The 3,495-nt window shown below is 53.3% G+C and carries 1 tRNA gene and 2 rRNA genes; all 3 read right to left on the bottom strand.

What is annotated here, in order from left to right:
• Window positions 1-88: 88 nt before the first annotated feature.
• The 3 genes from ACR0IV_RS21710 to ACR0IV_RS21700 all read right to left on the bottom strand — a co-directional run bounded on the left by ACR0IV_RS21710 (window position 89) and on the right by ACR0IV_RS21700 (window position 3,342).
• Window positions 89-165, bottom strand: a tRNA-Met gene (locus ACR0IV_RS21710).
• Window positions 166-210: 45 nt separating this feature from the next.
• Window positions 211-325: ribosomal RNA gene (gene rrf, locus ACR0IV_RS21705) — 5S ribosomal RNA — on the bottom strand.
• Between the two features lie 169 nt (window positions 326-494).
• A 23S ribosomal RNA gene (locus ACR0IV_RS21700) occupies window positions 495-3,342 on the bottom strand.
• Between the last annotated feature and the right edge of the window lie 153 nt (window positions 3,343-3,495).

Raw genomic sequence — 3,495 nt, 5'->3', positions numbered from 1 at the left:
GACCTTCAGGTTATGAGCCTGCCGAGGTTTGATCGTTAAGCAAACAGTCCGGTGGACTGTTTGTAGATCGAACGGGTTGTTTGGATTTTGGTTGCGGGGAGAGGATTTGAACCTCTGACCTTCAGGTTATGAGCCTGACGAGCTACCGGACTGCTCCACCCCGCGCCAGGTGTTCTTTTCATCGTTAGAGAGAATGTGGGCTTTTGCTAGGTTTGGCGGTGACCTACTCTCCCGGGGCTTAAGCCCAAGTACCATTGGCGCGGCAGTGCTTAACTTCCGGGTTCGGGATGGGACCGGGTGTTTCACTTGCGCTATGACCACCAAACCGAGGAAAAGCCCTCGGTCGACTTTCTTGCTGTGCAAGAAAGCGACCATGCGGCAGGCAGCGTCTTTATCACAGATAAAGGCGCGTTACCGCACGGTTGTTAATCAGATCAACGTTGTCCAACTCAAGGTGTGTATGCTTTTGGTGATTTGTCTTTCCATTACTGGATCAAATCAAGCCTATCGGGCGATTAGTACCGGTCAACTGAACGCATTACTGCGCTTACATCTCCGGCCTATTGACGTGGTGGTCTTCCACGGCCCTCAGGGAGACCTTGTTTTGAGGGGGGCTTCCCGCTTAGATGCCTTCAGCGGTTATCCTGTCCGATCATAGCTACCCAGCACTGCCGTTGGCACGACAACTGGTCCACCAGTGGATCGTTCACCCCGGTCCTCTCGTACTAGGGGCAACTCCTCTCAAGTCTCCTACACCCACGGCAGATAGGGACCGAACTGTCTCACGACGTTCTAAACCCAGCTCACGTACCTCTTTAAACGGCGAACAGCCGTACCCTTGGGACCTGCTCCAGCCCCAGGATGAGATGAGCCGACATCGAGGTGCCAAACACTGCCGTCGATATGGACTCTTGGGCAGTATCAGCCTGTTATCCCCGGCGTACCTTTTATCCGTTGAGCGATGGCCCTTCCACTCGGGACCACCGGATCACTATGGCCGTCTTTCGACTCTGCTCGACTTGTCAGTCTTGCAGTCAGGCTGGCTTCTGCCATTGCACTCAACGAGCGATTTCCGACCGCTCTGAGCCAACCTTCGCGCGCCTCCGTTACGCTTTAGGAGGCGACCGCCCCAGTCAAACTACCCGCCACGCAGGGTCCCGGATCCGGATAACGGACCGCGGTTAGACATCAAGAGTGCGAAGGGTGGTATCTCAAGGGAGGCTCCACGGATACTTGCGTTTCCGCTTCAAAGCCTACCACCTATCCTGCACATCACAATCCTGATGCCAGTGCGAAGCTGTAGTAAAGGTGCACGGGGTCTTTCCGTCTAACCGCGGGAAGCCTGCATCTTGACAGGCAATTCAATTTCGCTGAGTCGATGTTGGAGACAGCGGGGAAGTCGTTACGCCATTCGTGCAGGTCGGAACTTACCCGACAAGGAATTTCGCTACCTTAGGACCGTTATAGTTACGGCCGCCGTTTACCTGGGCTTCAATTCAAGGCTCTCACCTCTCCTTTTAACCTTCAGGCACCGGGCAGGCGTCAGACCCTATACGTCGTCTTGCGACTTCGCAGAGCCCTGTGTTTTTAATAAACAGTCGCCACCCCCTGGTTTGTGCCCCCAGCCCCTAGTTGCCTAGGAACCGGGCCTCCTTCTCGCGAACTTACGGAGGTATTTTGCCGAGTTCCTTCAACATCGTTCTCTCAAGCGCCTTGGTATGCTCTACCAGTCCACCTGTGTCGGTTTAGGGTACGGTCTGATGGAGGGCTATTTCCAGGAACCACTCAGCAGCCCAATCAATCCGATAAGATTGAACTACACCTGTGATCCGTCACATCCTCCTGGCCTAGGAATATTAACCTAGTTCCCATCGCCTACGCCTTTCGGCCTCGGCTTAGGGGCCGGCTTACCCTGCTCAGATTAGCTTTAAGCAGGAACCCTTGGACTTTCGGCGAGAGTGTCTCTCACACTCTTTGTCGCTACTCATGTCATCATTCTCACTAGTGATCTCTCCACCGGATGGCTCACGCCCCGGCTTCATCGAAAGCCTCTCTCCTCCAATCTGCCCGAAGGCATGAAGGAGGAATGAGACTATGTCACACTACGCTCTGCTACCGATGCTTACGCATCCCTAGACTTCGGCTCATGGCTTGAGCCCCGTTACATCTTCGCCGCAGGACAACTTATTTAGACCAGTGAGCTGTTACGCTATCTTTAAAGGATGGCTGCTTCTAAGCCAACCTCCTGGTTGTTTTGGTCGTCCCACCTGCTTTCCCACTTAGCCATGAATTGGGGGCCTTAGTCGTAGGTCAGGGTTGTTTCCCTCTCCACTACGGACGTTAGCATCCGCAGTGTGTCTGCCATCTAGTACTCCCGGGTATTCGGAGTTTGGTTAGGATCAGTAAGCCTGTGGGGCCCCATTACCCATCCAGTGCTCTACCCCCCGGGGTATTCGGATGACGCTCTACCTAAATAGATTTCGCAGAGAACCAGCTATCTCCGAGTTTGATTGGCCTTTCACCCCTAGGCACAGCTCATCCCGATCCTTTTCAACGGATGTGGGTTCGGTCCTCCAGTAAGTGTTACCTTACCTTCAACCTGGCCATGCCTAGATCACTCGGTTTCGGGTCTGATCCCACGAACTCATGCGCCCTATTAAGACTCGCTTTCGCTACGCCTACACCTAACGGCTTAAGCTTGCTCGTGAGACCAAGTCGATGACCCATTATACAAAAGGTACGCCGTCAGCTCGCAAGGAGCCTCCGACTGATTGTAGGCGTTCGGTTTCAGGTACTGTTTCACTCCCCTCGTCGGGGTGCTTTTCACCTTTCCCTCACGGTACTGGTTCGCTATCGGTCAGCAAGGAGTACTTAGCCTTCGAAGGTGGTCCTCCGATCTTCAGACAGAATTTCACGTGTTCCGCCCTACTTAATACGTCCATCAAAGCTTCCTATACGGGGCTGTCACCCGCTATGGCCATGCTTCCCAACATGTTCTAGTCACTTATCTGGCTCGGCTGGTCCCCGTTCGCTCGCCGCTACTAGGGGAGTATCAATTGATTTCCTTTCCTCCGGGTACTTAGATGTTTCAGTTCCCCGGGTTTGCTCTTAAAACCCTATGTATTCAGGTCTTAAGTACCTGTTTAAACCCCATATTGAGTATCTATCTCACAACTAGGTTGTGAGGGGATAACAATATGAAGCTTTCAGGTGGGTTGCCCCATTCAGAGATCCATGGATCAAAGCTTATTCTCAGCTCCCCATGGCTTATCGCAGAGTATCACGTCTTTCATCGCCTCTTGCTGCCAAGGCATTCACCAAACGCCCTTCTCGCGCTTGATTTGATCCAGAAAGAGAAAGACAGACGTCCTTCACGGCAGACCCAGCTGGTAACTAAAGGTCGCCTCTGTTTCTGAACCAAAAGCATACTTTCCCGCCTCCTATCCTGGAACCCATGCTGCCGATGTCGGTCGGCCCCGCATGGAGAATAGAAGA

The sequence above is a fragment of the Ruegeria sp. C2 genome (assembly GCF_056537765.1).
Note: the sequence above shows the minus strand (reverse complement) of the source record. Positions and strands in the feature narration are given on the sequence as shown.